General features: G+C 66.1%; 17 protein-coding genes. 11 read left to right on the forward strand and 6 right to left on the reverse strand.

Features of this window, described 5'->3' with window-relative positions:
* The first annotated feature begins 4 nt into the window (after positions 1–4).
* The 3 genes from fmt (at position 5) to OTER_RS14410 (ending at position 2,600) form a co-directional block, all read left to right on the forward strand.
* On the forward strand, positions 5–1,018 hold the full coding sequence (gene fmt, locus OTER_RS14400; RefSeq protein WP_012375658.1) for a methionyl-tRNA formyltransferase: 1,014 nt from the start codon (positions 5–7) through the stop codon (positions 1,016–1,018).
* Positions 1,019–1,103: 85 nt separating this feature from the next.
* On the forward strand, positions 1,104–1,667 hold the full coding sequence (locus tag OTER_RS14405; protein ID WP_012375659.1) for a LysM peptidoglycan-binding domain-containing protein: 564 nt from the start codon (positions 1,104–1,106) through the stop codon (positions 1,665–1,667).
* Between the two features lie 3 nt (positions 1,668–1,670).
* Entirely contained in the window at positions 1,671–2,600 is a 930-nt protein-coding gene (locus OTER_RS14410; RefSeq protein ID WP_012375660.1) for a ParB/RepB/Spo0J family partition protein, read from the forward strand.
* A gap of 125 nt (positions 2,601–2,725) precedes the next feature.
* On the opposite strand, the gene OTER_RS14415 is transcribed toward OTER_RS14410, so the two are convergent.
* From OTER_RS14415 to OTER_RS14430, 4 genes are all read right to left on the reverse strand, one after another.
* Positions 2,726–4,081, reverse strand: a complete 1,356-nt coding sequence (locus OTER_RS14415) for a pyruvate dehydrogenase complex dihydrolipoamide acetyltransferase (RefSeq protein WP_012375661.1) — start codon at positions 4,079–4,081, stop codon at positions 2,726–2,728.
* A 47-nt stretch (positions 4,082–4,128) separates the two neighbouring features.
* The gene (locus OTER_RS14420) at positions 4,129–5,106 is read right to left on the reverse strand and encodes an alpha-ketoacid dehydrogenase subunit beta (protein WP_012375662.1); all 978 of its coding nucleotides are present in this window, start codon (positions 5,104–5,106) and stop codon (positions 4,129–4,131) included.
* Between the two features lie 49 nt (positions 5,107–5,155).
* Positions 5,156–6,253: a pyruvate dehydrogenase (acetyl-transferring) E1 component subunit alpha gene (gene pdhA, locus OTER_RS14425; protein ID WP_012375663.1), complete on the reverse strand. Its 1,098-nt coding sequence runs from the start codon at positions 6,251–6,253 to the stop codon at positions 5,156–5,158.
* Between the two features lie 244 nt (positions 6,254–6,497).
* Positions 6,498–7,007, reverse strand: a complete 510-nt coding sequence (locus OTER_RS14430) for an NUDIX hydrolase (protein ID WP_012375664.1) — start codon at positions 7,005–7,007, stop codon at positions 6,498–6,500.
* 164 nt (positions 7,008–7,171) lie between these two features.
* Between OTER_RS14430 and pilM the strand changes: the two genes are divergently transcribed.
* Genes pilM through OTER_RS14445 form a run of 3 tightly spaced genes read left to right on the forward strand, consistent with a single transcriptional unit; the run spans position 7,172 to position 13,145 of the window.
* Positions 7,172–8,854: a pilus assembly protein PilM gene (pilM, locus tag OTER_RS14435; protein WP_012375665.1), complete on the forward strand. Its 1,683-nt coding sequence runs from the start codon at positions 7,172–7,174 to the stop codon at positions 8,852–8,854.
* On the forward strand, positions 8,851–10,452 hold the full coding sequence (locus OTER_RS14440) for an Amuc_1100 family pilus-like protein (RefSeq protein WP_012375666.1): 1,602 nt from the start codon (positions 8,851–8,853) through the stop codon (positions 10,450–10,452). Before pilM ends, OTER_RS14440 begins: the two co-directional genes overlap by 4 nt.
* Before the next feature lie 5 nt (positions 10,453–10,457).
* Positions 10,458–13,145 (forward strand): type II and III secretion system protein, encoded by a 2,688-nt coding sequence (locus OTER_RS14445; protein ID WP_012375667.1) that lies wholly within the window; start codon positions 10,458–10,460, stop codon positions 13,143–13,145.
* Between the two features lie 279 nt (positions 13,146–13,424).
* On the opposite strand, the gene OTER_RS24235 is transcribed toward OTER_RS14445, so the two are convergent.
* Positions 13,425–17,441 (reverse strand): ATP-binding protein, encoded by a 4,017-nt coding sequence (locus OTER_RS24235; protein ID WP_012375668.1) that lies wholly within the window; start codon positions 17,439–17,441, stop codon positions 13,425–13,427.
* A 210-nt stretch (positions 17,442–17,651) separates the two neighbouring features.
* On the opposite strand from OTER_RS24235, the gene OTER_RS14455 reads away from it, so the two are divergent.
* Both OTER_RS14455 and OTER_RS24240 read left to right on the forward strand, forming a co-directional pair.
* Positions 17,652–18,614, forward strand: coding sequence for a 5'-3' exonuclease (locus OTER_RS14455; RefSeq protein WP_012375669.1), 963 nt, complete (start codon positions 17,652–17,654; stop codon positions 18,612–18,614).
* 296 nt (positions 18,615–18,910) lie between these two features.
* Positions 18,911–22,789 (forward strand): NHL domain-containing protein, encoded by a 3,879-nt coding sequence (locus OTER_RS24240; protein WP_012375670.1) that lies wholly within the window; start codon positions 18,911–18,913, stop codon positions 22,787–22,789.
* A gap of 179 nt (positions 22,790–22,968) precedes the next feature.
* Here the strand turns inward: OTER_RS24240 and OTER_RS14465 are convergent, their stop codons facing one another.
* Positions 22,969–23,718, reverse strand: coding sequence for a response regulator transcription factor (locus tag OTER_RS14465; protein WP_012375671.1), 750 nt, complete (start codon positions 23,716–23,718; stop codon positions 22,969–22,971).
* A 163-nt stretch (positions 23,719–23,881) separates the two neighbouring features.
* On the opposite strand from OTER_RS14465, the gene hisG reads away from it, so the two are divergent.
* The 3 genes from hisG (at position 23,882) to OTER_RS14480 (ending at position 26,905) form a co-directional block, all read left to right on the forward strand.
* Positions 23,882–24,742 carry an ATP phosphoribosyltransferase gene (gene hisG, locus OTER_RS14470; RefSeq protein ID WP_012375672.1) on the forward strand — a complete coding sequence of 287 codons (861 nt, stop codon included), beginning with the start codon at positions 23,882–23,884 and terminating at the stop codon, positions 24,740–24,742.
* A gap of 134 nt (positions 24,743–24,876) precedes the next feature.
* Positions 24,877–25,755, forward strand: coding sequence for a carbon-nitrogen hydrolase (locus OTER_RS14475; protein WP_012375673.1), 879 nt, complete (start codon positions 24,877–24,879; stop codon positions 25,753–25,755).
* 145 nt (positions 25,756–25,900) lie between these two features.
* Positions 25,901–26,905: an agmatine deiminase family protein gene (locus tag OTER_RS14480; RefSeq protein WP_012375674.1), complete on the forward strand. Its 1,005-nt coding sequence runs from the start codon at positions 25,901–25,903 to the stop codon at positions 26,903–26,905.
* Positions 26,906–26,908 lie beyond the last annotated feature (3 nt).

Genomic DNA, 26,908 nt, shown 5'->3' on the forward strand with positions numbered 1-26,908 from the left:
ACCCATGCCACCGCTCCGGATTGTTTTTCTCGGTTCTGATCCGATCGCGCTGCCACTGCTGGAGTGGCTGGCGGGCGAGGGGCGCGCGATCGGCGAGATCGTCGTGGTGTTCACCCAGCCCGACCGTGCGGCCGGTCGCGGCCAGAAAATCACGCCGAACGCGATCAAGACCTGGGCGCTGGCGCGTGGGATTCCCGTGCTGCAGCCGGAGAAAGTGACCGACGAGGTCCGCACGCAGCTCGCTGGCTTCGCGCCTGACGTCTCGCTGGTCATGGCCTACGGGCACATCCTGCGCGACGAGTTCATCAGCACGCCGCGGCTCGGAACGCTGAACCTGCACACGTCGATCCTCCCCAAGTATCGCGGCGCGTCGCCGATCCAGACGGCGGTGGCGAGTGGCGACCGCCAGACGGGCGTCACGCTGATGCGGATGGTCCGAAAACTCGACGCGGGTCCCATCGGCGACGTGGAGCGCGTGGCCATCGAGCTGGACGACACTGCGCTCGACGTGGAGGCGAAGCTCGCGGCGGCCTGCGTGCCGCTGCTGCAACGAGCACTGCCGCGCCTGCGCGATGGCACGCTGGCGTTCGCGGCGCAGGATGACTCGGCGGCGAGTTATTGCCGCAAACTCGCGAAGGAGGATGGGGTGCTGGATTTCGCGATGTCGGCAGACGTTCTCGCGGCGCGGATCAACGGACTCTTCCCTTGGCCGGCCTGCTCCGTGGAGATTGCCCGGCAGCCAGTGAAATTCGGCGCGGCGACGGCGCGCGATCTCCCGCCTTCGGCCGTGGGCCGCGGCAAGCCGCCCGGCGAAGTGCTCGGCGCGGACACCGAGGGGCTGCTGATCTCGACCGGCGAGGGCGCGCTGTGCGTGCGACGGATGCAGCGGCCGGGCGGTCGAATGCTGCCGACGGCGGAGTTTTTGCGCGGCTTTCCCATTGCGGTCGGCATGCGGTTGCCTTCAGGGCCGATGCCGCCGCTGATCTCGGATGCGCCGTTTCCGCGACCGGCGCGGTAGCGAGCCCGCGCGAAAAACGTGCGACGCGGCGAGTGGCTGCACAACCCGCTTGTTTTCGGCACTAGTTTATCCAAGCTCGGCCCCCATGTGGAAAACGGTCTTGTGGGCCTTGGTGCTCGCGGCCAGTGCGAGCGCGCAAACCCCGTCGGTTGAACTGGCCAATCTGCGGGAAGACGTGCGCGGACTGGTGCAGCGCGTTGGTGAGCTTTCGCTGCGTGTCGAACAGCTCGAGCGCGAAAACACCCAGCTGCGTGCGCAGGCCGGTGAAGCGGGACGGTCCTACGCCACCGTGGCGCAGCTCAACGAAGCCGTGGCCGCGCTGAACCAGAGCATCCGCGCCAGCGCAGCGAGCACCCGGTCGGAGACGCTGCAGCAGGTGAGCGGGCAAATGGAAACGCTCGCGAAGCAAACCAACGCCGCGATCGACTCGCTGGCGAAAGGCCTGGCCACGCGCGCTCCGGTGCAGACGACGTTCACCGAAGATTATCCGAAGGAAGGCATCAGCTACACGGTGCAGCGCGGCGACACGCTCGCGGTCATCGCGCGCAAAACCGGCGCGAAGGTGCAGGACATCGTCAACGCGAACAAGATTTCCGATCCGTCCCGGATCAACGTCGGCCAGACCCTTTTTATCCCCGGAGGAAAGTAATTCATGTCCGCTGCTCCCAAATCCCGGCTCGGCCGTGGTCTTGGCGGTTTGATCGCCAGTGCCGCCCCCGCCGCTCCGCAACCTGCCGCCGCGTCCGCCGCGACTGCCCGTCCCGCTGCGCCGGCGCCCGAGGTGCCGGGGTATCAGGAAGTCGGCGTGCATCTGATCGAGCCCAGCCCCTATCAGGCGCGGCGCGAAATCCCGCCGGACCAGCTCAACGAACTGGCCGAGAGCATTCGCTCCGAAGGGCTGCTGCAACCGATCGTGGTGCGAAAGGTGGGCGAGAAATTTCAACTGATCGCGGGCGAGCGCCGCTGGCGCGCATTCCAGCAGCTGAAGATCAAGACCATCCCGGCGCGGGTCGTGGAGGCGAGCAACGCCTCGGCCGCGGCGCTCGGTTTGATCGAGAACTTGCAGCGCGAGGGACTGAATGCGATCGAGGAGGCGCACGGTTTTGCCAGCCTGATTCGCGATTTCGATCTCACGCAGGAAACCGCGGCGGATCGCGTGGGCAAAGCCCGCGCGACGGTGGCGAATTCGCTCCGGCTGCTCTCGCTCGATGGCGAGATTCAGGGCTTTATCGCGCGCAATCTGCTGACCGTCGGTCACGCGAAGGTGCTGCTCGGCATCGCCGATCCGGCGCAGCGCAGCCTGCTGGCGCGGCGGATCATTGAGGAAGGCCTGAGCGTCCGCGGCACGGAAAAGCTCGTGCTGGCCCGCAAGGCGGCCGGCGGACACACGCCGAAGGCGAAGAACCGGAATCTTCCCGCGAAGGACGCGGAGGCCGTGGCGGGCATTGAGAAAAAACTCACCTCGCATCTCGGGGCGCGCGTGGCCGTGCTGCACACGCCGAAGAAGGGCCGGATCGTCATCGAGTATCGCGGCAACGAGGATCTCCAGCGGCTGCTCGAGAAACTCGGGGTGGAAGCGTAGCGCGGTCGGGTGGTCAACAAAGCCCTGCCTTGTAGCCGGCCTCGGTGAGGCCGGGCCGGGGTCATCGACCCCGGCTACATTGTGAGGGTAGGCAGCAAGCCTGCGCCCCTACAAACCGATCACGCTTACACCAGCAGCAGCGCCGGCGCTTCGAGCACCTGCTTCAGCGCGCCGAGATATTGCGCGCCGACCGCACCGTCGACCACCCGGTGATCGCAGCTCAGCGTGAGCGTGATCGTCTGGCCGACGACGAGCTGGTCGTTCTTCACCACCGGTTTCTTGACCGTCGTGCCGACGGCGAGGATCGCGGCGTTCGGCGGATTGATGATCGCGGTGAACCGCGGGATGCCCATCATGCCGAGATTCGAGACGCAGAACGTGCCGCCGGTGAATTCCTCCGGCTTGAGCTTCTTCTCCTTCGCGCGCTTGCCGAGCGCCTTCGCCTCGGCGCTGATCGCGAAGATCGATTTCAGATGCGCATCCCGGATGACCGGCGTGATCAATCCGTCGTCCATCGCGACCGCGAACCCGACGTGCGCCGCGGCGAAGTAGCGGATCTGCGAGCCTTCCCACGACGAGTTGACCTGCGGCACCCGGCGCAGCGCTTCGGCGCTGGCTTTGAGGATGAAGTCGTTGACCGAGAGCTTCACGCCCTCGGCTTCCAGCGCGCGATTGAGCTGCTCGCGCAGCGCGAGCAACGGCTCGGCGTCGATCTCGATGTCGACGTAGAAGTGGGGCAATTGCGTCTTGGACTCGAGCAGCCGGCGCGCGATCGCGCCGCGCATGTTGGAGACGGCGACGGCGCGCTCTTCCTGAATTGGGCCGGTGCGCATCGGAGCGGCGCCGGTGAACGCCGCGCCACCCCCGCGAGGGGCCGCGCCGGCTTTGGCGCTGCCGGATTTTTCCGCGGCGAGAATGTCGGCGCGCACAATCCGGCCGCCCGGACCGGAACCCTGGACCTGTGCGGGATCGATGCCTTTCTCGGCGGCGAGCTTGCGGGCGAGCGGCGAAATCCGAACGCGACCGCCTGAAGGGGAGGGGGACGTAGCCGGGGCCGTCGGCGCCGGGCTGGGCTCGACGCGCCCGGCTGCAGGAGCGGGCTTCGCCGCCGGCTGCGCCTGGACCTCGTTCTTCGAGGTCGTCGAGGCGCCGGGCGACGTTGTGGTCGTGTCGTCCGCTTTTTTCTCCGGCTGCGGCGCGGCGGCGGGGGCCGCGGGTGCGGCCGGCGCTTCGACCTTCTCACCGGGCTTGCCGATCGCGCACAGCGGCGCACCGATGGCGACTTGCGAGCCGGCGGGGGCGAAGATCTTCAGCAGCGTACCGTCAAAAAAGCACTCCAACTCCATCGTAGCCTTGTCGGTTTCGACTTCGGCGAGCATGTCGCCCGTGGCAACGGTGTCGCCTTCGTTCTTCAGCCACTTGACCAGCGTGCCCACCGTCATGGTGTCGCTGAGTTTCGGCATGTCGATGATGTTGGCCATGACTGAAGTTGAGAGTTGAGGGATGGGAGTTGAGAGGGCGAGGCGGTTCAGGCGAGGACTTCCAGCGCGGCCTTGAGCACGCGCTGCGGGTTCGGGAGTTGTTCGACTTCGACCGGCGGACTGTAGATCGACGGCGCGTCGATCGTCGCTACGCGATGGATCGGCGCATCGAGTTCATCGAACGCCTCGCGTTGAATCATGTAGGCGAGTTGGGAACCGACGCTGGCGAACGGCTTCTGCTCCTCGACAATCAGCACGCGGTGCGTCTTCGCCACGGAGGCGAGCACCGTGTCGATGTCGAGCGGTCGGATCGTGCGCAGGTCGACCACCTCGACGGAGATGTCGTGCTCCTTGGTCAGCTGCTCGGCGGCCTTCAGCGCGTGCAGCACGGAGCGGCCGTAGGTCACGATGCTCAGGTCGCTGCCGGGCCGCTTGATATCCGCCTTGCCGAGCGGGATCAGGTACTCGTCCGGCGGCACCTCGCCCTTTTCGCCGTAGAGAATCGTGTTCTCCAAAAACATCACCGGGTCGTTGTCGCGGATCGCCGATTTGAGCAGGCCCTTCGCGTCATAGGCGGTGGCGGGTACGACGACCTTTACGCCGGGATGGTTGGCGAGGACGTTTTCCGGCGTGTGCGAGTGCGTCGCACCGACGTTCGTGCCGCCGTTTGCCGGGCCGCGGATCACGATGGGGCAGTTGATCAGCCCGCCGGACATGTAGCGGACGTTCGCCGCGTTGTTAAGAATCTGGTCGAAAGCGACGGAATAGAACGACCAAAACATCAGCTCCACCACCGGGCGGACGCCGAGCATCGAGGCTCCGACCCCGAGTCCGATGAACGCCGCCTCACTGATTGGGGTGTCGACGACGCGCTTGGGACCGAATTTTTCCAACAGGCCTTCGGTGACCTTGTAGGCGCCGTTGAACTGGCCGACTTCTTCGCCGATGATCACGACGTTCGCATCGCGTTCGAGCTCTTCGGCCAGGGCGTGGCGGACGGCTTCGCGGTAGGAAATGACGGGCATGTTTGGGATCTCGATCTGAGACTTGAAAGTTGGACTTCGCGAAGGTGGTTCAGTCGAAGAAGAGCCGTCCGGAGGATTTCCGCTCGGAAGGATTGTCGGCCTCCCAATACACATCCTTCTGGATGTCTTCGGCGGTGGGGAACGGACTGGCCTCGGCAAACTCGGCCGCGGTCTCCGCTTCGTTGCGCGCTTCCTGGTCGATCTGCGCGATCAGCGCTTCGTTCAACACGCCCTCGCTCACGAGCTGATTCTGGAAGAGCTGGATCGGATCCTTCGTCCGACGATATTCTTCGATCTCTTTCTTGCTGCGATAGGTGTTGTCGGGATCGGCGACCGAGTGGCCGCGGTAGCGGTAGGTGTCGATCTCGACGGTGCTTGGCCGCGATTTCTCGCGCGCGAGCGTGAGGAATTTGTCCATCGTCGCGCGCACCTCGTAGACGTCGTGGCCCCGGCACTGGCCCCATTCCATGTCGTAGCCGGCGGCGCGCTGCGCGAGTTCGCCGGCGGAGGAACGCTCCTGGCTGGTCCCCATCGAGTAGCCGTTGTTCTCGATCACGAACACGACCGGCAGATTCCAGAGCGAGGCGAGATTGTAGGCCTCGGAGACCGCGCCCTGATTCACCGCGCCGTCACCCATGAACGCCATCGCGGCGCCTTTCAGCCCCTTGTATTTGATCGCGTAGGCGAGACCCGTGCCGAGCGGAACCTGCCCGCCCACGATACCGTGGCCGCCCCAGAAGTTTTTGTCGGGCGCGAAATAGTGCATCGAACCGCCCTTGCCCTTCGAGCAGCCGGTGACCTTGCCGTAGAGTTCGGCCATCAGCGGCTTCGTGTCCATGCCGACGGCGATCGCGTGACCGTGATCGCGATAAGCGGTGATGACGTGATCGTGCTGGCCCATCAGCGAACAACAGCCGACGGCGACGGCCTCCTGGCCGATGTAGAGGTGCAGGAACCCGCCGATCTTCTTGCCCTGGTAGGCGCGCAGACTGCGCTCCTCGAAACGGCGGATGCGCATCATTTTTCGGTAGAGCCCGATCTTGTCGTCCGCCGTCAGTCCGGCGTTCACCGGCGCGGTGCGGAACGAAGAGGTTGGAACGGGCTCGGCCGGGCGGTTCTCTGCGGCGGGAGTGGATTTCTTGGTCACGGAAGGTGAATCGGTTGTGCGGATCGGTTACTGTCCGTTGGATGTTCGAGAAATCAAGTTTGGATTGGGTCAGGATTTCCTGAAGGGCGACTTCAGATCCGTGTCGGGCCCGGATTCGTGTAGGGCCGGCGCTGGCCGCCGGCCGCGAGCGTGTTCGCGGGCTCGCCTTCATTCTCGGCCGCCGGTGAACGGCGGCCCTACGAAGATCCGATAAATGCGGCGAAGCCCTCCCGGCCGCCTCGCTTCAGCCGACCGGCGGAATGATCTCCTCGACTTCCGCAACCACGGCCTTGCCGGGTGCGCAATCGGCCCGGAGCGCGACGAACCGGTCGCGATAGCGATCGTAGGTCGGCCAGAGCGCAGTGCGATCGGTCTCCGGGATCGGCAGGGTGTCGATCGTCGCGCGGCTGAAGAAACCGAATTTCCCCTCCGTGATGTCGGCGGGCAGCACATTGAGCGGACGGCGGCAGCGGAACAGGAACATCAGCCAGTGGCTTTCGCCTTCGTAGGCCTTTTCCGCAACCATCGCGAAAAGGTGCAGATCGGCCGTCGTGATCTCGAAACCCGTTTCCTCTTTTGTCTCGCGGACGGCGCATTCGAAGGGCGACTCGCCAATCGCGGTCTCCAGTTTTCCGCCGATGGGGCTCCAGATCCCGAAATTCGGCGGCTTGGCGCGGAGCAGGAGGAGGTGTTCTCCGGCGGCGTTCTCGAGGAAAACGAGGACGGCGAGCTTGTAGCTGAGCGGCTGGGACATTTCGCAAGAAAAAGGCGAGATTCGACGTGACGCTGCAAGAGGGATGCACCATGCTGCCGGTCTCTGTCATGCACCAGATCCGGTTTCTGCTTCCCGGTTTTGGATGCGGCTTGAATGTCCGCGCGTCTGCGCGTCGGCGTCAACGCGATTGAGCAGCCCCGGTCATGCGCTCGTCCCGCCTGCTCGCATTGGATCTTGATGCCAGTCGTTTGACCTGCGCGCTGTTCGCGAGCGACGCGCAGCGCCGGCTGCACTTGGAGGAACTTGGCAGCGAACCCGTGCATGGCGAGCTGGCGTCGGAACCGGCCGGCGCGCAGGACCTGGCTCGTGCCGTCCGCGCGCTCGCGGCGCGCGTGCGCCACCGCGGAGAAGTGCGCATCGCGCTCCCCGGCGCGCTGGCGTTCACCAAATGCGTGCGCACGCCGGCCATCACCGGGGCGAAGCGGCGGCGCGTCGTGGAGTTCGAGGCGACGCAAAATATCCCCCATGCGCTCGATGAGGTTTGGTGGGATCACTGGGTGATTGCACCGGACGCGGCGGATCTGGAGATCCTGTTGATGGCGGCGAAGCGCAGCGCGATCTCGGCGCTTTGCGCGGCCCTCGACGTGCCGGGGTGGCGGCTGGAGCGGGCGATGCCGGCTGCGGCTGCGCTGCACGGCACCGTGCGCTGGAACTATCCCGACGTATCCGCACCGGTGTTGTTGATAAACCTCGGGGCGCGCTCCACGCATCTGATCGTGTCGGGCGAAAAACGGCTGTGGCTGCGCACGATCGGGTTCGGCGAAACCTCGATCTCGCCCACCGTCGCGATGCCGCCGACCGCGGACAGCGCGCGAGGAGCCAGGCTGACGCCGCCGGTTGCTTCTGATTGGCCGGCGGCGTCGCTCGCAGTCATCGAGCGCAGCGTGGCCGAGAGCGGAGCGGGGCAGTTTCGCAGCCGGCTGCAGCTCGAAATCGCGCGAACGCTTGCGGGCTTCGCCGAGCATCGATCCGGCGAGAGTGTTGACCGTTTTTATCTCACCGGCGGTGGAGCCGGGCTGCCGATGCTGGCGGATTTCTTGCGCGAACAGTTCGGCGTTCCGGTCGAGCGCTTCGATCCGTTGCGGCGCATGAGTCCCGGCGCAGCGGTGACGGGGATGCCGGAGTCGGCGGCCGGATTGGCGGTCGCGGTGGGGCTCGCGGCGGACCTCGTCGCGCCGGCGACGGTCGTGGGCAACCTCCTGCCGCCGGAACTGCGGCGACGGACAGAGCGCCGGCATCGGCAGGTCGTGTGGCTGGCGGCTGCGGCGCTCTTGCTGGCCGCGCTGCTGTCGTCGGCGTGGCACTTCCACCGCGTGACGATTGCAGCCGAAGCGGCGCTGCGCGAGCGGCAGGCCCAACTGCACGTTGGGCGCGGCCTCGCGCAGCAAAACGCGATGAAAAGCGCGCGCCTCGCGCAGGCTCGCGAGGAACTCAGGGCGATCCAGACGCTCGCGGAGCGACGCGGCTATTGGGTGGCATTCCTCGACGATTTGCAGTCGAGGCTCGGCGAGGTGGAAGACGTGTGGCTCGATGAGCTCACCGTGCTGGAACCCGAGCCGGAAGGCAGCGGCAGTGGCCGGGAGGCTGGTTCAGCCGACGGCGAATTGAAGCTCGTGGTGAGTGGGCGCTTGCTCGATGCCAGCCATCCTGCGGCGCCACCGGGTCAGGAAAGTCACGCACGCGCGCAGAAGCTGCTCGCGAGTCTGGCGGCCTCGCCATTCGTGAGCGCGATCGGCGAAGAGCGGTTCGACGACCGCCAGCCGGCCATCCTGCGGTTCAGCTGTCAGCTCACGACGAAACGACCGCGTTCAGCGCCGCTGCCATGAAACAGGCGTTCCGATCCGTTTACGTGTGGTCGATCCCGGCGGTTGTCGCGCTCGCGGTCGGTGGCCTGGGCGAACGCGCGTGGGCCGCGCATCGGGCACGCGTGGTCCTGCGGGAAACGGAGCAGGTGTGGCGCACGCTGGCGGCAAGCCGGCCCGAGCCGACCGCGGCGGCAGCGGCCGAACTCGACGCGGATCTGGCCGATGCGACGAATGCGCTGCTCGAGCTTCGATCCGCTACCGCGCGCAATCGGTCGGCGCTCACGGAGCTGGATCAAGCGGAGCTTCCCGCCAGCGCCGCGGAAGCCTTTTTCGATTTGGCTCGTTTTGGTGAACGGATGCGCGGCGTCGCGCGGGACCATCAGGTGGAACTGGCACCGGAGGAGCGGTTCGGATTCGCCGCCTACGCCCACGCCGGTCCGGCGGAGCCGGCGATCGCGGGTGTGTTCCGGCAGCGACAGTTGATCGAGCGCCTGCTGGCAATCGTATTTGCGGCGGAACCGAGGGAACTCGTTTTGCTCGAACGCCCACGGGTCGCTGGCGAACCGACCGCGGAGGCGCACGTCGGGCAACGCGCGACCGACGCACTGTTTTTTCGCGTCGGGTTCACGGGCGAGACGGCGGCGCTGTGCTCGGTACTCAATGCGCTGGCGACGTCCGAGCTGCCCTGGATCGTGCGGACAATTGAAGTCGAGCCGGCGTCGGCGAAGCAGACCGCCAGTCAGAGCGAAGCGAACGCACCGGAGGTGCGTGTCGCGCGCGGTTTGTCGCAATTCATCATCCACGTCGATTGTGCTTCGCTGCCGCCGTCGGCGGACGAACCTGCCTCGACGACCGCTTCGTTGCCTCCCGCGGACGCCGTTTCGCGCCCGCCAATCGGCGGTGCGATGACGAACACGCTGTGGCGGGCACCGGCCTCGCAGCGACGAGGCGACGATTGGATCTATGATCTCTTCACGCCGCCGCAGATCAGGTATGAACAACGATCGGGACGGCTGGTGGTCGTGTGCGAGCCCCTCGCGCTCGTGATGGACGAGACCACGGCGATCGGGAGCGGCGATGCGGATTTTCCGCTGACGCTCAAGCGCATCGAGCCGGAGCCGTTCCGCCTCCAGTTGGTGGGTTTGGTCGGTCCACGGGACGCGCCCCGGGGAGTTTTCGAAAATGTGCTGAGCGGCGAGATGTTGCTGATCGGCGCGCAGACTTCGATCGGTTCGCTGGCGCTGACGGTGGAACAGGTGTTCGTCGAACGCCGTCGCGCTGCCGAGGCCTCCGACGCACCGCTTGCGCCGCCGGTCGCCACGGCGATCGTGCGTGACGAACGCACGGGCACACGGGTGACGCTCACCACCGCGTCGCGCTCGTTCACCTCGGAACTTGTGGCGTTCATTGCGTCCGCGCCCTCCGACGACGAGACTCAAGCGGTCCGGGCCGGGGACCTTATCCGCGATGGCGCGGTCGTATACCGAATCGAAAAAATCCAACTCGCGCCAGCGGCGGTGAGCGTTAGCAAGTGGGGAGCCGGCCAGCTCGCTCCCGAATCGCGCATGCTCAGCCTCCCGCCCGAAGCGGGGGCGGAGCAGTCGCCCGGCGCTCTCTGAATCTCATGAAAACGCGGTCACAGGTGTGGGCAGGCATTCACCGACTGGGGTTGGCCATGGCGCTCGGGTGGCTCGCACCGGCGCCGCTGCTCGTCGGCCAGACGCCGACGGAAACCAAGATTCGGCTGATGGCTGATGCGCTGCGCGCGCGAGATGCGGGGGAATTGGAGCGGGCGCGGAAAATTGCGGAGGAACTGCAGGTGCTGTTGCCCAACGATCCCGCCGCGCGTCGGCTGCTGGAAGAGATCGATGCGCGCATCGCCGCGCGGGACGAAGCAGCGCGCAATCCGAAACCGCCGCCGATGCAGGAGGTGCAGATTCCCGAGCCCACCCAGCCGCGGGCGGACGCGAACCGCTCGGCGGGGCCGCCAACCACGCCGGCGAGTTCCTCGGCGAACGACGTGCCCGTCGACCTGCAAAACGAGGCGGATCAGCTGGCGCGAGCCGAGGCGCGGCGAATCGAAAGCCTCGTGGCGGAGGTGCCGCGGCAGCGGCAGCGCGCCCGGCGACTCGCGGCCGCAAGCCGGTTCGACGAGGCGCTGGACCTGCTCGATGCGGCGATCGCAGCGCTGCCCGCGAATCCTGCGACGAAGCAAGCGGTGGCGGATCTCGAGGCCGAGCGGGAATCGATTGCGACAAAGCAGCCGCGCAAGCCGGCGGACAAATCGTCCGCGGACACGTCGGGCACGCCGTCGGCTCGCACTTCGGAGCGGGCACGGAGCGGACTCCAGCACGATCCCCCCGAGCGCTCAGACGGGCTGGCGCAACGGATCGCGCGCGGTCGCAGCCAGTATCTGGCGGGCGATTTCGAAGCCGCGCTGATTACCTTCCGCGCGGTGGAGCAGAGCGATCCGGGGAACCAGCAGGCGAGGGAGTTTTTGGCACGGATGGCGGGAGAGGGGATGACGGGGAAGATGAGCCGGGAGCAGACGCGGGCGCGGTTGTTGGCGGACGTGACGAAAAGCTGGCAACAGCCGCCGACCATGGACCGGCCAGCGAACGAAATCGGCGCGCTCGAAGTCGGCGCGGGCTTGCGGCGAAAATTGGAGTCGATCGTGCTGCCGAGCGTGAGTTTCACACGCACGGAGATTGGACAAGTGGTGGCGGCGCTCGGCGCGATCGCGGAGGAGTTCGATACAGGCGTCGAACCGAAAGGCGTGAACATCGTGCTGCTCGATCCGAGCCACAAAAAGCCAACGGTTACGCTCACGCTGCGCAACACGCCCTTGAATCGCGTGCTCGACTTCGTGACCGAATCGATCGGCTACCAGTATGAGGTGCAGGCGGACGCCGTGGTCGTGCGGCCCGGCGGCGACAACGGGGTGCTCGACACGCGATTTTTCCCGGTGGCCAGGGCGACGGTGCTCCGGATGACCAACGGCGGCGCGCCGGCGAATGTCACCGCCACGCGCGCGGAGCCGGTGGGCGGGTCCGCCGCGCCGATCCCTCCCAGTGCGGCGAGCGAGGGGCCCGCGCTACGTGCGTTTTTGCAGCAGGCCGGGGTGAACTTCGACGCCGTCGCCGGCGCGAGCCTCGCCTACGACGGGGCCGCGTTGATCGTGACGCAGACGCCGCGGAATCTGGCGCGGATCGGCAACCTGCTCGAACGCTACCGCGACGTGCGCCAGGTGGAGATCGAGGCGAAGTTCCTCGAGGTGCAGGAAGGCGCGCTTGAGGAATTGGGCGTGAACTGGACCGTCGCGACCAAGGCGACCCAGCGCAACGCCGGCGCCAACGCACGCTACCAGACGAGCGGCCGGGCCCTGGCTTCCGCCTTCAACGATGCGACCGGCGCGCAACAGGGGAGAATCGTGCGGCCGGCGCTGCCGTCCGTGTTCGCCGATGAAAACGAGAACGGCGTCTACGATCCGGGCGAACCGGTGACCTCCAGCGCACAGATCGGGATCGACCTGCCGATCGTGAACAACGCGCCGCGGATTCCCGGTGGCGCGGATCTGGCGCTGGGCGCGGGCCCGCTCGCCACGATCAGCGGCGTGATCGGCGAGTTCGACGTGAACGCGGTCGTTCGCGCGCTTTCCCAACAGCAGGGCACCGATCTGCTTAGCGCGCCGAAGGTGACGGTGCTGTCCGGCAACCCGGCGACGATCACCGTCGCGCAGGAGATGCGGTATCCGCAAAGCTTCGGGCAGACGCAGAGTCAGGTCGGTACCGGCAACGCGAGCGGCGGCGGCTCGGCCGGCGTCGCGATCACCGCCGGCACGCCGCAGGAATTCACCAAACGCAACATCGGCGTCGAGCTGCGCGTGACACCGACGGTGGAGGAGGACGACTACAGCATCAGCCTCGATCTGAATCCCAAGGTCACGGAGTTCGATGGCTTCGTCGAATACGGCGGGCCCAGCATCGCGATCTCCGGCAGCACCACGGTGACCGTGCCCTCCGGCTTTTATCAGCCGATTTTTTCCGTGCGCGACATTGCCACGAAGGTGACGATTTGGGATGGCGCGACGCTTGTGATGGGCGGACTCACGCGCGAAGAGGTGAAAAAGGTGAACGACAAGGTGCCGATCCTCGGCGACCTGCCGCTGATCGGCCGGGCGTTCCGCTCGAAAGGCGAGAGCGCGCAGAAGCGCAATCTGCTGATTTTCGTCACGGCCAACCTGGTCAATCCTGGCGGCGCGCCGAAGAAGCTGCGGATGGAGCAGCTCGCGGCGACGGCGCTGGAGCGATAGGCGAGGCTCCGAATTCGTCCCGCTCCTCACGGAGCGGGGTACGTCCGGAGTCTCGTGGCCCTGCGCGTGAGCGCAGGGAAATCCGACAAAAAAGATTTTGGAAAACGCGCCCTGGTCGCGCCGGTGTTCGCCGTCGATCGGGAACGCGCTGGTCGCTCTGTCTGGGTTCGCGGCTGCCGGCCAGCGGCAGCCCTACGACTGGCGCAGTCTCGGTATTTGGGCGCCGGCTCGCCGAGCGGGCCTACAACCGGGACCCTGCGCCTCCGTGGTTGGCTATTCTCAGTTCGACCGCGTCAGACCCGCAGCGCCCACCGCGTAGTCGCTGATCACGGCGTGCAGCGCTCGCGCGAGATCGTCACCGCTGAACGGCTTGGGCAGCACGACGCACCGCGGCAGTGCCTTGACGTTGGCGCGCACCGCGTCGCCGCGGTAGCCGGTGATGATGACGGCGGGAATCAGCCAGCCGCGGCTGCGGATTTGCCGGATGAGATCGGCGCCGGTGAGCCGCGGCATCGTCAGGTCCGTCACGATCGCCTGGAAGCGCGTCGGCTGCGAGGCGAAGGCATTCAGGGCGGCCTGCGGATCGCAGAACATCATCGGCCGGTAACCGAGCTGGTGCAGCCGCGTGGCGACGAAATTTGCGACGGAGCGCTCGTCATCGACGACGATGATCTCCTGTTGCGCTCCGCGCGGTACGGGAGAATTCGGCGCGGGCGGGCTGCTGGTTTCACTCGACGGAGGAAAATAGATCTCGAACGAGGTGCCGAGCCCCGGGCTGCTGCGCACGCGAATCGCGCCCTGGTGTCCGGTGACGACGCCCTGCACGATCGACAGCCCCAGACCGGTGCCTTCGCCCTGCGGCTTGGTGGTGAAGAAAGGATCGAAGATCCGACCCAGCGTGGAGGCGTCCATGCCGCTGCCGTCATCGCTGACGACCAGCCGCATCGCTTCGCCGATCCACAATGAGTCGACCTCCGCCGCGATTTCACGGGAGACTTGCACGGACTGCACGGTGATCTCGAGGCGGCCGCGCTCATTGGGCAAAGCTTGCAGCGCATTGGTGCAGAGGTTCAGGACGACCTGCTGGATCTGCGTCGCGTCGGCGCGGATGGTGCCGCTCTGCAGCGTGGTCACGATCTCGACGGTCGAAGGGGCTGAAGCGCGGATGAGCTTCACTGCCTCGGCGACGGGCTGGGCGAGGTCGAGCGGCACCAGTTGCACGTGCGTTTGCCGCGAGAACGTGAGGATGCGTGCGACCAATTCCTTGGCGCGCGTACCCGCCGAGCGGATGCCGGCGAGATCGCCCTGGAGCGCCGGGTTGTCGGGAGCGTCCTGGCTGGCGAGCTCACAATAGCCGAGGATCGCGGTGAGGATGTTGTTGAAATCATGCGCGATCCCGCCCGCGAGCGTGCCGATGCTTTCGAGCTTCTGCGCCTGGATGAGCTGCGCCTCGAGCCGGCGCCGGCGCTCCTGCTCATTCAGCGATTCCGTGATGTCCTCTTCGAGCACCAGGTAGTGGTGGGCGTCGCCCCCCGCCTGGCGGATGGGGGCGATCAAGCAGCGCACCTGGAAGTCGCGTCCTTCGGGTCGGCGGTTGGTCAACTGGCCGCGCCACGTCTCGCCGCGCTGCACCGTGGCGGTGATCTGCTGGACGAGCTCGGGCGTTATCGTGGGCGTCCGCACCGACCGCAGCAGTTGGCCGACGAGCGTGGAGTCGGCACGGCCGTTCATCTCGTAGGCGCGGGGATTGGCGAAGACGATCGTCTCCTCCCGATCGACGATGAAAATAGCGGCCGGGCTCTGCTCGATCGCTTTGGAGAGAATCTGGTTTTGCTGGAGCTGGGCGGCGAGCCGCTCGTTGCTCGCGTGCAGCTCGCGGGTGCGCTCGGCGACGAGCCGCTCGAGTTGCGTGTTCTTGCGTCGTTGCAGCGCAAAGGTCAGCTGGCCGCCGACCAGGATCAGCCCGAGGCCGACGACGCAGAACGCGACGTACGCGGCAACGGTGCGGTACCAGGGAGGCCGGATGGCGAATTCCACCGTCGCTTCCGTGCCCAGGGTGGAGCCGCTCTGCGGGCGCACATGCAGCCGATAGCGGCCCTCGCGCAGGTCCTTGAAGGCGATCGAGCCGCTGCTGCGCAGCGGCATCCAACCGGCGCGGCCACCCTCGAGCCACACGTCGAACTCCACCGGCTTGAAGGCGCTGGACGGCGCGCAGAAATGCACGGTGAGGGAATTGTCCGCATACGGCAGCGGTGTCGCCAGCGCGGCCGTGCTGAGCAGCGTGCGCCGGCCAGTGCGGGTTTCGATGCGGGTGATCAGTGCGCGCAACGGCTCCTCGGGGGCAGTTGCCATGGCCGGATCGAAACGCGTCAGGTGGCCGTCGGCGTGCATCCACACGACGCCGTCGGGCTGGAACGTGAAGTAGTAGGGGCGGAATCCTGCGGGCATTTTCTCGCGCAGATCGCGCCAGCCGCCGGGGCGCTCCTCCAGCACATGCACTCCCTCCCGCGTGGTGATCCACCAACGGCCGCGGCTGTCGCGTCCCGGCCGGCCCACGATGTCGGTGACACGCGGGAAATGGCGGGCAAATTCCGTGTCCGGCAGGAAGCGGCGGGCCGACTCGTCGAACCGCAGGATCCGATCGCCGACGTTGAATCGCACACCCGGTTTCCAGCGAAACACCTGGGCCCAATTGTTCGGCACGCCGTGTTCGGCGCCGAAGTATTCAATCGTGGGCCGGCCCTCGACCAGCCGCATGCGGCCGAGCCGACCGTTGCCGAGTTCCAGCCAGACGGAGCCATCGTCGGCGGCCACGGAACCATAAATCTTTTCGAGCGATGGCTCGGGAAAAGACTCAAGCTGGAACGTGTCGCCGCGGCGCGCGATCCATCCGATCTGACCGGTGGCGCCGTAGAGCCAGCGACCGTTCACCGGCGGATGATCGACCAGCCGCAGGTTGTCCACCTCCGGAGCGAACGCGACCCACTGCTCCGCCTGGCGGCAATACGCGCCGCGGTCAGTGGCGACGACCAGCACGCCCATTTCGGTGGAAGGATTGGAAACGAAACGGCCCGCCGGCGTATCTGGCCGCAGTTCGATCATTCGGCCGTGATCATCATAGATCGCACGCCGGGCCGTGCCGTCGGCGAGGACCCAGAGACGTCCCTCGAAGCGGAAGGGCTGCGCGACATTGAGGCCGGAGCCGATCAGCGGCTCGAAGTGGGAGATCCGGGACGGAAATTCCACCTGCAGTACCCCGTCGCTGAGCAAGCCCCAGATCACGCCGCCAGGCGCGGCGACGAGGCGCAGGACGCGGCCGAGCCGGCGGTCGTAGCTGCGGTCGAGGACCTGCACGACGCGGCCGCTGGCATCGAAAAACACGACGCCGAGGTTTTCGATTGCGGCCGCATAAAAGCCACCGGCAGTCGCGCAGAGATCGTTCACCTGAATGTCACCGGCCATCGGCCCGGCCGCGCCAAACGGCCGCAGGGTCCGGCCATCGAACACGCGCAGCCCATGGCCGTAGGTGCCCACCAGCATTTCCTCTTCGAGCGGCACCGCACACGTGATCGTGTCGCTGGCGGAAATCGCCGGTGCGTAGGACACGGGATGCATGCCTCCGGCGTCGATCCGCCAGAGCGCTCCGCCGGTGCGATCGCTCACGTAGCTGGTGCCTTGGAACCAGAACGCGTGCTGGATCGAATCGACGCGTCCGATGGCGCGCGCGGACTCGCCCGGCCGCCACGCCAGAATCGGACCGCTGCCGCTGTGCCACAGCCAGGCCGGACCGGCTTCGATCGCCTTGCGCGGCGTAGCGCCGTCGCGGCGATCGTCAGCGGACCAAGGCTGCACGACGTGGGCCCGCCAGCCGCCTCGCTCCTCGAACTGAATCTGCGCGAAGCCCTCCGGGGCGGCGACGTAAAGATCGCCGTTGGCATCCACCGCCACGCCGGTGGCCGTTAGCGGCGCCTCGTCCTCGGCGTGCGGGAATACTTCCCAACGCGTCCCGTCGCCGAGTGCCAGCTGCTGGTTCGCGAAGACGAGGATGCGTCCATCGGGCAGCACATGCAGGTCCGTCGGCGGCGTGCCCAAGCCGAGGGAAACCGACGTGTGCACGTTGAAAAGAGGCGCACCGACTTCGAGCAGCCCCGGAGCCGGCGCGCCCATCTGCTGCGCGAGGAGTCCCACGCCGGAGAAACCAAGGCACAGCGCCACGCTCAACCGCGCCACGCCAGCGAAGAGGGGCCGCACGGGCGGCACGGCCGGCCGGTCAGAAAACGACGGCGAGAAGCGCATGGAATCAGGTGGAGACCGGATCGTCGGAACCAGGTGCCGCGCGAGCGCGACAGAGACGGGTGCAAGCCGAAGCCGGTTGGGAAGTGGCGGGTGTTTCCTGCACTATCGGCGTCGGTAGGTTGTACTTAAGACGCGGACGTGTCGAGCCTCCCCGCGCGCGTGCGCCTGACCTCACTTGACCCGGGCGCGGCACGCGCCTCTCGTTGAGTCATGGCAAAATGGCTGTTGGTCGACGGATTCAATCTCGCCTACCGGTGCTTCTACGCGATCCCGGAGCTGACCCGAGCCGACGGTTTTCCCACCAACGCGCTGCACGGCTGGCTCAAATCGCTGTGGATGCTCGCAGACCAGACCAAGCCAGACGCCTGCGTGGTGTTTTTTGATTTGGGCGGCGCGCAGGACCGGCTGGCACTGCACGCGGACTACAAGGCGCAGCGCGAAGAGATGCCGGAAAGTCTCGCGCGGCAGCTGCCGTACGTGAAGTCGCTCACCCGCGCCATGGGCTGCGTGGGCGTGGAGCAGGAAGGCGTGGAGAGCGACGACCTGCTGGCGTCGCAGGCCGTGGCGTTGAGCCGCGCCGGGCACGAGGTGCTGATCGTGAGTTCCGACAAGGATTTCGCCCAGATCGTTGATGAGCGGGTGAAGATCATGCTGCCGCCGCCGACCGCGAATCCAAAGCTCGGTTGGCGATTGATGGACGCGGCGGGCGTGCAAGCGAAGTTTGGCGTGCCGCCACGGATGATTGCGGATTATCTCGCGCTGGTCGGCGACACGTCGGACAACATCCCGGGGCTCGCCGGGGTGGGGCCGAAGACGGCGGCGAAATGGCTGAACGAATTCGAGACGCTCGAGGGCGTGATGGCGCACTGCGCCGAGTTGAAACCGGAGCGTTTTCGCGAGCCGATTTGCGCGGAGGCGGACAAACTGCGACGCAATCTGAAGCTGACGACGTTGAATCTCGGGCTGCCGGTTCTCTCCGTGCCGCCGGTGCAGCCGCAGCCGGAGGCGTTGTTTGCGCTGATCGAGGAACTCGGGATGAAAACGAATCTGGCGGAAGCGCGCCGGCGCTACGCGGCGGGAGCGGCGACGACGAAGATCGGTGCGCTTACCGGCGCACCGCCGCCCACGCCGGTCGCTGCTCCGCTGACGCCGGTGCAGGGCGAATTGTTTTGAAGCGGGGAGCCGCGGCATCTGGCCCGCGGTTCGCACCGGGTGGACGGATACGGGCGAGACGCCCGCGCTCCCACGCCAGCGTGGTCGGGTAGTCCAAGTGGAGCGGCTTGCCCTCAACGCGTTCGAATCGGCAGCGTCGGCCCGGGGCGGCCGTCCTCCGAGGCGCAGGCGCGTTCGAGTCGCGGATGCAAACCATCGCTACTTATCCCGACAAGAGATCCTGCAATCCTCGTTCTCGCCATTTTGTTGCTCGTTCTGTGGCAAGGAAGTCGCATGTTCGAAGTCCCGCTTCGATCATGTTATTTCCACAATTGGTGCGCCTGGCAGTGCTGACGTCCATTCTGCCGGCGCTTGCGTTCGACGGTGCGGCGCAGCCTGCGCCCGCCTATACGTTCACGACCTACGTCGGCCGCAACAATATCGGCTACGTCGACGGCGAAGGCACCCAGGCTCGGTTCCACGAACCGGCCGGACTCGCCTGTGATGCCGATGGCAACCTTTATGTGGTTGATCCGGGTACCAACCTGATTCGCAAGATCACGCCCGCCGCCTCGGTGAGCACGTTTGCCGGAACGCCGACAGGGTGGGGCTTGGTCGACGGACCCGCCGCGAGCGCCCGCTTCGGCCTGCCTCAGGGCGTCGCGGTCGGTGCCGACGGTACGGTGTACATTGCCGACACCGGCAACGCCGCCATTCGGATCATCACCCCGGATGGCAGCGTCCGCATTCTGGCCGGAGGGCGGAGTGGCAGCCAGGATGGCTACGGCACCGGAGCCACCTTCAATCTGCCCGAAGCCGTGGCGGTGAATGCGGCCGGTGTCGTGTACGTCGCGGACTCGGGCAACAACACCGTGCGACGGATCGAAGAGGGCAACGTTACGACGCTCGCGGGCTTGGCGGGAGCCTCTGCCGGGGCGGTGGACGGGGCCGGCTCGGACGCCCGCTTTAATGGCCCGAAGGGAATTGCGGTCGATGCGAACGGGACGGTCTACGTGGCGGACACTTCAAATCATATCATTCGCAAGGTAACGCCGTCCGGTGTGGTCACGACGCTGGCGGGATCGCCCGGGATCAGCGGCAACAGCGACGGAGCGGGTGACGCTGCACGCTTCAATGCACCCACCGACATCGCAGTGGACGACGCGGGGACGATCTATGTGGTTGATCAGAGCGGCTCGCTCCGGAAGATCACACCCGAGGGGGTGGTAACGAGTCTCGCCTCGGGTTTCAGCTATCCTCGCGGCGTGGCGTTCGATCGAAGCAGCGGAGTGTTTTTTGTGGCGGACACAGGGCACCACGTGATCAAGCGGGTCACACCCAATGGGAGTGTTACCGTGTTTGCCGGCGCCGACGTGCTGGTGCGGAGCGCTGACGGCGTGGGGCTCAATGCGCAATTCACGTCACCGCGCGGGTTGACCGTGGCAGCCGACGGCACCGTGTTCGTCGCCGACAGCAATGCGTATGTCATCCGCAAGGTGACGCCGGGACTGCTGGTGACCACCTGGGCGGGCAGTCTGGTGCGGCCGATCTATCAGACAGTTGACGGCCAGGGCAGCAACGCAGGTTTCGGTAATCCGACAGGCATTGCGGTGGATGCGGCAGGCAATCTCTTCGTTGCCGATTTCAAGGCCACGATTCGCAAGATCGACGCCACCGGCTACGTCTCGACCGTGGCGGGAGCACATGGCCTCGACGGGAGTCTGGACGGGGAAAAGACCGCGGCCCGGTTCAATGCGCCCCACGGGCTTGCGGTGGACCAGCACGGGAATCTTTACGTTGCCGACACCTTCAACCACTCGATTCGCAAGATCGACGCGGCCGGGCAGGTCACCACTCCGTATGGTGTCTCCGGCGTCGAGGGCACGGTTGATGGCATCGGCAATGCCGCGAGATTTGGTTCACCAACCGCGCTGGCGTTCGATCGGGACGGAAGTCTTTTCGTGGCCGACGGCCACCGCGTGCGCCGGATCTCGCCCGAGGGCGTGGTGACCACGGTGGCGGGCACGGCGAATGCCACCGGCAGCATCGACGGGGTGGGCGCGGCCGCGACGTTTGGGGAAATTAAGGGACTCGCGGTGGACCGGGCCGGGAATGTTTTCGTCGCGGAGAACACCACGCACGTGATCCGAAGAATCACGCCGGACGGCACGGTCGTCACCATCGGCGGTCTCGCCGGCAGCATCGGCACGGCGGATGGAGTCGGCAGTGCGGCGCGGTTCAACGAGCCGTGGGGACTGGCGCTGGATCGGTTCGGCCACTTGTACATTGTCGATTCGGGCAACAACACGATCCGCAAGGGCGTGATTGTCGGCGCGACCGCACCGGCGATCACCAAGGACCCGGTGGCGAAGGCCGCCGGCGCCGGCCGGCAGGCGAGCTTCACCCTCACCGCCACGGGGCTACCGGCGCCCCAGTTCCAGTGGCAGCGAAAACGCGCGGGCGAAAGCGATTTCGTCGCGCTGAGTGAAATCGCCGAGTTCAGCGGGGTCGAGACGGCCACGCTGACGGTCACCACGGCCGCCGCCATGACGGGCGATCAGTTCCGTTGTGTGGTGGAGAATGGCATCGGTCCGGCGGTGACCTCCGGGACGGCGACGCTGACAGTAGTTCCGCCGCCGAGCTTCAGCAGTGAGGCCGAGACGACCTTCACAGTCGGAGCAGCGGGAAGGTTCCAGGTCGCGGCGGCGGGTGCCACGGTGCTGGCCTTGAAGTCCGGCGCGTTGCCCGCGTGGGCGCACTTCGATCCGGCAACCGGCATTCTCTCGGGCACGCCGACGGAACTGGCGGCGCCGTTGCAGCTCGTGTTCGAGGCGGGCAACGCGGCGGTGACCCCGACCGAGCAACCGTTCACCCTGAAGATCAGCGCCGGGCCGCTCGTCGTCGCGGATCCGGTAGCGCACACCGCCAACGCCGGTGCGACGGCGATTCTGTCGGTGGACGCGGCGGGCGTGGCGCCGTTGAGCTATCGCTGGACCAAGGACGGCGTACCGGTCGTGAACTCAACGCGCATCTCCGGCGCGGACGGACCGGTGCTGGCGCTGGGTCGGACCCAGCTCGCCGACGGCGGCACTTACGCGGTCACGGTCACCGGGCCGGACGGCACGGCCGTGACGTCGCGCGCGGCCGTGCTTTCGGTGGCGCAACCCCCGACGATCTCCACGGCACCGGCCAGTGCGATTGTCGCGTCCGGCGCGCGCGCCAACTTCACTGTCGCGGCCACCAGCAACTCGCCGCTAGCGTTTCAATGGCTCTATAACGGCGATCCGGTCGCCGGCGAAAACGCGTCGATGTATGCCATTGCGGCAGTGAATCCCGGCTGGTCGGGACTGTACTCGGTGCGGGTGAGCGACGCGGCGACAGCGGTCGAGACCACGCCGGTGATCCTAGGCGTTCCAATCGATCAGAAGCTGTGGGGATGGGGCAGTGAGGCAGGGGCGGACATCGTTCATCCCAATGGCAATCTCTATGACCAGGTGCTGCTCACGAGTTCGACGGTGGCGCTGAAGGCCGATCCAGGGCAGGTCACGCGGGTTTCGTTCATCGATCTGAGTGATGACATCGTGCAGGTTGAATTCTCCGGCGCGGGGACGCTGCACGTCCAGCTCAAGAATGCGGCGGCGCCCGCCGCGCCGCTGTTCTACAATCAGAACGTGAGTTACGTGAAGGGCCACGCCGGCATCACGATCGTTGGCGCGGACGAAACGACCCACCTCTCGGTGTTTTCGGTGGGTCGGGTGACGGCGGTGAATCAGGGCCTGTTCCGGCCGGAGGTGAACTACGATGGCATGGCCGACATCGCGTTCATCGCAATCAGCAGCGCCAACGGAAAGTTCGGCGGCCTCTACGCGGGCAACGCCGTATGCTCGGAGACCACGGGTGTGACGGGGATTTTCGCACCGGGAGTGGAGTTCACCTACCGCGTGGTGATCAGCGATATCAACGCATCCGACAGCGCGCAGCCATGGCTGCTGCTGGGTGCCGCGGAGGACGTTCGCATCGCTGGCGGCGATCTCGCGCAGGCGAATCATCGACCGCTGGCGGTCGGCGGGTTCTCCGCGCTGCAAATGATCGCAGGATCAAACTCGCACGGGGTCGGTCTGCCGGCGCAGCCGCTTCGCGCGCGCGTCGAACGAGACGGCGACGACATCACCGACGAGTTGACGCTGCGCTACTGAATGCCCCGAGTCTGAGGTCAGCGATGGCGGGTGGGACTCGTCAGGGTAGTGCAGGTGGAGCGGGTTGCCTCGACACGCTCGGCGGCCGAGGGCGGCCGCGTTCCCACGCAGGCGTCACCCGACGAACCCCGAACTCCGAACCCGGAACGCGAAACTCCGAACGGCGCGTGAAGCGCGCGCTACCGGCCTTCCTTCGACACGCCGGCAGGGTCGAAGATGTAGCCGATGCCATGCACCGTGCGGAAAGTCGACAGGTCGAGCCCATGCTCCTTGAACAGCTCGCGCACTTTCACGATGTACTGGTCGAGCGAGCGGCTGCGGACGTCGGCATGAATGCCCCACACGGCGTGGATGAGCGCCTTGCGGGTGATGACTGCGCCTTGATTCGCGTTCAGGTACGCGAGAATCCCGAGCTCCTTGCGGCCGAGTTTTTCCACCGTGCCGTCCGGAAAAATAATCTCGAGCCGGTCGGGCACGATCTTGGCGCCGCAGAAATCGAACGGCTCGTCGCCGACCCGCACGTTTTTCGTGAGGTTCAAATCCGTCTTCGATTCGGCGCGGCGGAGCACGGCGCGAATCCGGGCAACAAGCTCGGCGTAGCTGAACGGCTTGGTGATGTAGTCGTCGCCGCCCATCTCCAACCCGCGGACCTTGGTAGTCTCGGTCCCTTCGCCGGTGAGGAAGATCACCGGCACGTTGATGTCGGCGCCCTTGAGCTCCTCGAGCAGCGTGAAGCCACTGCCGTCGGGCAGGCTGATGTCGAGCAGCAGCAGATTCGCGAAATTGTTTTTCAGGAAACGCATCGCATGCGCGGCGCGATTGCAGATCTGCGTCTGCATCCCGGCGGATTCCAGGTGCGTGGCGATGAGGTTCGCGAGTTCCACCTCGTCCTCGACGACGACGACAAGCGGTTTGGGTTCAGCACGCATGGGAGATCCGCCGTGGGGTCACGTGGCGTATGTAGTTTCGGCAGGCCATTTGTCAAAAGAGAATAGCCCCGGTTTACCCTGACGCGAGCACAAGGCGAATTTGCTTGAAGACGTGATTCCACGGGTGAGGTTTTCCCGCGTGTCCACGCGCAAACCGCTTCTGATGCTTGGGCTGCCCAAGGGCAGTCTGGAAGAATCCACGAAAAATCTTTTCGCGAAGGCTGGTTGGAGAATCACCACCAGCTCGCGCTCCTACAAGCCCGCCATCAACGATCCGGAGCTGGACGGCCGGTTCGTGCGCGCGCAGGAGGTCAGTCGTTATGTGGAACATGGTTTCTTCGATTGCGGGCTGACAGGGTTGGACTGGGTGCAGGAAAACCAGTCGGACGTCGTCGAGGTTTGTGATTTGATCTATAGCAAAGTGTCAGTGGTGAAATCGCGTTGGGTGCTGTGCGTGCCCGAGGCGTCCGACATCACCCGGCCGGAGCAACTGGCGGGCAAGCGCGTCGCCACGGAGTTGGTCGGCACGGTGCGGCGCTATTTTGAGCAAAAAGGCATTGCCGTAAACGTGGAGTTTTCGTGGGGCGCCACGGAAGTGAAGGTGCCGGACTTGGTCGACGCCATCGTGGACATCACCGAAACGGGGAATTCGATTCGCGCGAACAAGCTGCGGATCATCGACACGCTGCTGGAGACGAACACGAAGCTAATCGCCAACAAGGCCAGCTGGGCGAACCCCGAAAAGCGGCGGAAGATCGAGACGATCGCGCTGCTGCTCCGCGGCGCGCTGGAAGCGGAGAGCAAGGTCGGGTTGAAGATGAACCTCCCGAAAGCGTCGCTCGAGGCGGTGGTCAAGGCGTTGCCGGCGCTGCGCAATCCGACCATTTCCCAACTCAGCAACGCCGAATGGGTGGCGCTCGAAACGATCATCGACGAGAGCGTCGTGCGCGAAATCATCCCGGAGTTGAAGCGACTGGGCGCCGAAGGCATCGTCGAGTACCCGCTGAACAAGGTCGTGTATTGATGGCCGATTTCCGATCGCGGATTGCCGATTGACCCAAGCGCAACCCGGCGGGGCCGGTGCGTTTCGTCACGTTGCCTTGCCCGCCGGCAAACCGCGGTTGCGATCGCTCGGCAATCGGCAATCATCCATCGACAATGAGCACCGTCACCCTCGGTCTTCTCCAACACGCCTGCTCGCCGGATCCGGCGGCGAATCTCAAAAAGTGCCTCGCGTTAGCCGAGGAGGCGGCGCGACGGGGCGCGAACATCATCTGCACGCCGGAGCTGTTTCGCTCGCAATATTTCTGTCAGAGCGAGGACCACGCGAACTTCCAGCTCGCGGAGCCGATCCCCGGCCCGAGCACGGCGGCGTTTCAGGAACTCGCGAAAAAACACGGCGTCGTGATCGTCGCCTCGCTTTTCGAGAAGCGCGCGGCGGGTCTGTATCACAACACCGCGGCCATCATCGATGCCGACGGCGCGCTGCTCGGTGTCTACCGGAAGATGCACATCCCGGACGATCCGCTGTACTACGAGAAGTTTTATTTCACGCCGGGCGATACGGGCTTTCGCGCATGGGACACGAAATTCGGCCGGGTCGGCGTGCTCATCTGCTGGGACCAGTGGTATCCCGAGGCGGCGCGGCTGACGGCGATGCAGGGCGCGGAGATCCTTTTCTACCCGACGGCGATCGGCTGGCATCCGAAGGAAAAGGCGGACTACGGCGCCGATCAACACGGCGCGTGGGAGACGATCCAGCGTGGGCACGCCGTGGCGAATGGCTGTTTCGTTGCCGCCGTGAACCGGATCGGACTCGAGCGGCCGGTCGGCGGGGACGGCATCGAGTTCTGGGGCCAGAGCTTCGTGGCTGGCACGAGCGGGCAGATTCTCGCGAAGGCGCCGGTCGAGCGCGAAGAGGTGCTGATCGTGCCCGTCGATCTCGGGAAAGTGGATGTCACGCGGACGCACTGGCCGTTCTTGCGCGACCGGAGAATCGACGCCTACGAAAACCTCACGAAGCGGTTCATCGATTGACCGATCCTTCCACCGCGGATTACACGGATGGGCGCGGATAAGAAGTGCCACAATCCGACCGAATCCGTGCTAATCCGTGCGATCCGTGGTCAAAACAAAAACGCCTAGACAGCTCCGAGACACGCCGGCGGTGTTGGGTTTCCGCATGCCGGCGGAGTGGGAGCCGCAGGCGGCGGTGTGGCTGTCGTGGCCGCACAACCGCAAAACGTGGCCCGGTTTGTTCCGGCCCGTGCCAAAGGCGTATGCGGCTTTCGTCGCCGCGATCAGCCGCTATGAATCGGTGCGGATCAACTGCGCCGCAACGCTGCAGCCGCGCGCGCGCCGACTTTGCGAGCGCGCAGGCGCCGTGATGGAGCGCGTGGCGTTCTTCGATCATCCGACGAACGACGCTTGGTGCCGCGATCACGGGCCCCTCTTCGTGCGGAATGATCGGACCGCGGAGATCGCGGTCACGGATTGGCGGTACAACGCCTGGGGCGACAAATATCCGCCCTACGATCTCGACAACCGGATCCCGCCGTTGATCGCACGCCGGCTGAAGCTGCGGCGATTTGAGAATGACATGGTGCTCGAGGGCGGCTCGATCGACGTCAACGGGGCCGGGGCGTTGCTCACGACCGAGCAGTGCCTGCTGAATCCGAATCGAAATCCGCACCTCACGCGCGAGCAGATCGAACGGAACCTGCACGACTACCTTGGGGTGGAGACGATGCTGTGGTTGGGCGACGGAATTGTCGGCGACGATACCGACGGGCACATCGACGACATCACGCGATTCTTCCGCGCCGACGCGATCGTCACGTGCGTGGAGCCTAACCGGCGCGACGCCAACCATGCTCCGCTGAAGGAGAACCTGCGCCGGCTGAAAACGTTTCGGACGGCGAGGGGAAAATCCTTCGAAATCGTTGAACTGCCAATGCCGAAGCCCGTGGCGTTTCGCGGCCAGCGCGTGCCAGCTAGCTACGCGAATTTTCTCGTCGTCAATGGAGCCGTGCTCGTCCCGAACTTCCGGCAGCCGCCGCGCGATCGCGAAGCCAACGCGATTCTCGCGCACTGCTTCGCCGGACGCGAGGTCGTGCCGGTTGACGCTTACGATCTGATCTGGGGGCTTGGAACGCTGCATTGCCTTTCGCAGCAACAGCCGGCTTGATCG

The sequence above is a fragment of the Opitutus terrae PB90-1 genome, assembly GCF_000019965.1.
Classification (GTDB): domain Bacteria; phylum Verrucomicrobiota; class Verrucomicrobiia; order Opitutales; family Opitutaceae; genus Opitutus; species Opitutus terrae.

Excerpts from the sequence above, each read along its gene's own strand:
- OTER_RS14415 (WP_012375661.1), bottom strand. The coding sequence starts at position 4,081 with ATGGCCAACATCATCGACATGCCGAAACTCAGCGACACCATGACGGTG.
- OTER_RS14430 (WP_012375664.1), bottom strand. The coding sequence starts at position 7,007 with ATGTCCCAGCCGCTCAGCTACAAGCTCGCCGTCCTCGTTTTCCTCGAG.
- OTER_RS14410 (WP_012375660.1), top strand. The coding sequence starts at position 1,671 with ATGTCCGCTGCTCCCAAATCCCGGCTCGGCCGTGGTCTTGGCGGTTTG.
- OTER_RS14420 (WP_012375662.1), bottom strand. The coding sequence starts at position 5,106 with ATGCCCGTCATTTCCTACCGCGAAGCCGTCCGCCACGCCCTGGCCGAA.
- pilM (WP_012375665.1), top strand. The coding sequence starts at position 7,172 with ATGCGCTCGTCCCGCCTGCTCGCATTGGATCTTGATGCCAGTCGTTTG.
- hisG (WP_012375672.1), top strand. The coding sequence starts at position 23,882 with ATGCTTGGGCTGCCCAAGGGCAGTCTGGAAGAATCCACGAAAAATCTT.
- OTER_RS14475 (WP_012375673.1), top strand. The coding sequence starts at position 24,877 with ATGAGCACCGTCACCCTCGGTCTTCTCCAACACGCCTGCTCGCCGGAT.
- OTER_RS24235 (WP_012375668.1), bottom strand. The coding sequence starts at position 17,441 with ATGCGCTTCTCGCCGTCGTTTTCTGACCGGCCGGCCGTGCCGCCCGTG.
- OTER_RS14405 (WP_012375659.1), top strand. The coding sequence starts at position 1,104 with ATGTGGAAAACGGTCTTGTGGGCCTTGGTGCTCGCGGCCAGTGCGAGC.
- OTER_RS24240 (WP_012375670.1), top strand. The coding sequence starts at position 18,911 with ATGTTATTTCCACAATTGGTGCGCCTGGCAGTGCTGACGTCCATTCTG.
- OTER_RS14440 (WP_012375666.1), top strand. The coding sequence starts at position 8,851 with ATGAAACAGGCGTTCCGATCCGTTTACGTGTGGTCGATCCCGGCGGTT.
- OTER_RS14480 (WP_012375674.1), top strand. The coding sequence starts at position 25,901 with ATGCCGGCGGAGTGGGAGCCGCAGGCGGCGGTGTGGCTGTCGTGGCCG.
- OTER_RS14465 (WP_012375671.1), bottom strand. The coding sequence starts at position 23,718 with ATGCGTGCTGAACCCAAACCGCTTGTCGTCGTCGTCGAGGACGAGGTG.
- OTER_RS14455 (WP_012375669.1), top strand. The coding sequence starts at position 17,652 with ATGGCAAAATGGCTGTTGGTCGACGGATTCAATCTCGCCTACCGGTGC.
- OTER_RS14445 (WP_012375667.1), top strand. The coding sequence starts at position 10,458 with ATGAAAACGCGGTCACAGGTGTGGGCAGGCATTCACCGACTGGGGTTG.
- fmt (WP_012375658.1), top strand. The coding sequence starts at position 5 with ATGCCACCGCTCCGGATTGTTTTTCTCGGTTCTGATCCGATCGCGCTG.